The sequence below is a fragment of the Veillonella sp. AF13-2 genome (assembly GCF_003603295.1).
In the GTDB taxonomy this organism is placed as follows: Bacteria; Bacillota; Negativicutes; order Veillonellales; family Veillonellaceae; genus Veillonella; species Veillonella parvula_E.
Window position 1 is genome coordinate 455,044 of sequence record NZ_QTMT01000002.1, and the last position, 3,308, is coordinate 458,351.

General features: G+C 40.9%; 3 protein-coding genes. 2 read left to right on the forward strand and 1 reads right to left on the reverse strand.

All coding sequences use genetic code 11. The features are described from left to right. On the reverse strand, window positions 1-424 hold a 424-nt coding region (locus tag DWV85_RS05885), incomplete at its 3' end, for a helix-turn-helix domain-containing protein (protein WP_243632534.1). Between the two features lie 358 nt (window positions 425-782). Here DWV85_RS05885 and tnpA point away from each other — a divergent pair. Together tnpA and DWV85_RS05895 are read left to right on the forward strand one after the other, a co-directional pair. Beyond that, window positions 783-1,244: an IS200/IS605 family transposase gene (tnpA, locus tag DWV85_RS05890; protein WP_060919914.1), complete on the forward strand. Its 462-nt coding sequence runs from the start codon at window positions 783-785 to the stop codon at window positions 1,242-1,244. Between the two features lie 462 nt (window positions 1,245-1,706). After that, window positions 1,707-3,308, forward strand: a 1,602-nt coding sequence (locus DWV85_RS05895; protein WP_279387353.1) for an ESPR-type extended signal peptide-containing protein, incomplete at its 3' end; no start/stop codon positions are given.

Here is a 3,308-nt window from a genome sequence, read left to right on the forward strand (position 1 = left end):
GAGCATAAACTGAAGGGGGTATATTTTTCTTAATCTTTCGATGGCAATTGTTTGTGCTTTTTTTTACAGCCTTATTGGGTTTAGCTATTTCACGCATTTCTTTCATAAAGTCATCGTAAAAAGACATTTCATATTTCAACCGAGCAATTTCAGCTTCTAGTTCTTTTATCCGTTCTTTGTCTGATTTAATACTTTGATCTTTTGTGGGTGGTATTAGTTCTTTCGGTTGCATAGATGGTCTACCTTTAGGTTTAGGTTGTAATCCTGAGATTCCTTCATCTAAGTATCTTTTTTGCCATGCTGCAATTAGGCTAGGATTATCTAAGTTAAAATGTTCTGCTACTTCCTTAAAGGATAACTTATTTTTCCATCTAGTTTCAATAACTTTACGTTTAAAGTCTGCTGAAAATACTTGTTTAACCATTTTTCTATTTATATTATGATTAATCTTAAATTTAAGTAACCACCCATTTACAGTACTTTCTGGAATCCCAAGCCCTTTAGCAATTCAAAAGCATTCCATCCTTTTTCAGAAAGATAAATAGCATTTTCTTTTACTTCTTTTGAATATTTTGACATAAAAAACTGCACCTCCAAAAATTGTGTCCAATTTTTGGGGTGCAGTTCTGTTATTGTCTTTAGACTGGTTCGCGACGTAGTCGCGAATCATAAAACCACCCGCTATGCGGGTGCGGCAACGAAAGTTATACAAAAAAATCACCTTGCTTAAGTATAATGTAGGTGTTCAAGTCGCATTATATGCAAAAGAAAGGTGATTTTATATGGCAACAAAGACACAGAGCCTTGCGCACACAAAATGGTTATGCAAATACCACATAGTATTTACACCTAAGTATAGAGGTAAAGTTATATATAATCAATACAGAAATAGTTTACGTGAAATACTGAGACGTTTATGCGAATATAAGGGCGTCAAGATTATAGAGGGGGAGCTTATGGCAGATCATGTGCATATGCTAGTATTAATCCCACCTAAAATATTAGTTTCATCTTTTATGGGGGATTTAAAAGGTAAAAGTGCACTAATGATGTTCGATAAACACGCAAACTTAAAGTATAAATTTGGAAATAGGCACTTTTGGTCCGAGGGTTATTATGTTAGTACAGTAGGTTTAAATGAGGCTACCGTAAAGAAGTATATACGTGAGCAAGAGTTACATGACCAAATGAAAGATAAACTTAGTGTAAAAGAATATGAGGACCTTTTTAAGGGTAGCAAGTAATACATATCCCCTTTAAGGGGACCGTTACGAGTCAATGGCTATGTGGCTTGAACGTAGTGAAAGCCAGCGCCTTTAGACGCTGGCCTAGTAATACGGGCTTATAGCCCGTGAGCAAACCATCCGTTTTACGGGTGGTTCTGATTATAATTTTATAACTATTTTCAGATATTTTATTTTTTGTTATAATAATATTTAGAAAGGTCTGCTTTGTTTTAAATCGTTTATCTTTATAACTATAATAAATCAAAGTAGTCTTGTTTTTGTTTCCTGGCACTGCAAATACATTACATAATAATCAAGATTTAGCGATTCTTGAATTATTACTATAATGATGTGATAATGATTATTAAGATGAATACTCGCCTGTTTTTAAAAAGGTGTTTTTTACAGAGGGTATATATCTTTTACTTCAATATAGAGAGCGTAATTTTAGTGTAACAGGAGGAATTTAGGAGGGAAGTTATGAATCGGATTTACAAAGTTATTTGGAGTCGGGTGAAAAACTGTTATGTGGTTGTTTCGGAAATCGCTAACAATCGTGGCAAGATCAACGGAAGCACCGGCACAGGTGTGAGCACTCTTTTATGTGCACTTGCATTAGTGGGGAGCGTAGCACCGCCACTAAATGTTGCTCAAGCGGTAAATCCTGCCGGAACAGGGGCAGGTGTAGCCTGGGGTAATGGAGCCTATAGTGGAACCGATCAGCACAATGTGGCGCTTGGTGGTTATGCTCAGGCGAGTGGCACGGTCGCTTTGTCGTTAGGAGCACATAGTGAGTCTACAGGAGCATATTCTACCGCCGTAGGTGGCGGATCACATGCTACCGCTAAAAATGCGGCAGCAATTGGTCCTTGGTCTGAAGCGAGAGCAGAAAATGCGGTTGCTGTTGGTGCGACTGCTAAGTCTTTAGCAGAATATGCGATGGCTGTCGGTGGGGACTCGATGGCTAATGCTAAAAACGCGGTTGCCTTAGGTGCTATCGCCAATGCGTCACAGGAAAATGCGGTTGCCATCGGTTCAAAGGCTGAGTCTAGTGGAGAGTATGCTGCTGCCATCGGTGGCGGCGCCAAGGCGAAAAATAAGCATGCTATTGCTGTTGGTAGCCTCTCTGAGGCTACGGGAGAAGGTTCCTTTGCGGTGGGGAATAACTCAAAAGCTTGGAATAATTATGCTTATGCAATCGGTGGAAGCTCAAAGGCGACAGGTCAGTGGTCTATCGCTATGGGTACGAATGCGACGGCTCAGGAAGATAGCACTGTAGCGATTGGTACTTGGGCAGAGGCGACAAAGGGGCAAGCCACGGCTATCGGTAATCAAGCTAGAGCAAGAGCTATAGGGGCAACGTCTCTCGGTAGACTTTCTTTAGTTAGTGCAGTGGATGGTACTGCGATAGGGTCTTCAACCTCCGTTACGGGCCTAAATGGTACGGCGATAGGTAACAAGGCTAATGTATCAGTAAAGAATGGCGTAGCTATCGGTAATGAAGCAAACGTGGCGAATGAAAATGCCGTGGCTATCGGTGCCGGATCTGAAACTGCAGCAGCGGTTGGTACAGCATCTGAAATAATCAATGGCGAAGTACATAATTTTGCAGGTGCTAACCCTGGTTCTACGGTAAGTGTAGGTAAGGCAGGCGCGGAACGTACTATTACCAATGTTGCGGCAGGTCGCCTTTCCGCTACATCTACGGATGCTGTCAACGGCAGCCAACTATATGCGGTAAATACGGAAGTAAATAAAGGCGTAGTGTATGCAGGTGATGTAAAGGCTGCAGGGGCTAATGATAATAAATTTACTCAAAGATTAGGCGCGCAAACTAATGTTGTTGGTGGCGTGGCTGATGTATCTAAATTGAGTGATAACAATATCGGTGTAGTATCCAATGGATCTAATACACTAAATGTTAAATTGGCTAAAGAACTACAAGGCTTGACTAGTGTAACGACCGGCAATACCGTAATGAACACTGATGGTGTGACTATCACCGGAGGTCCGAAAATCGTAAAAGACGGTATTGATGCGGGCAACAAACAAATCACAAACGTTGCCAGCGGCGGAGATGTC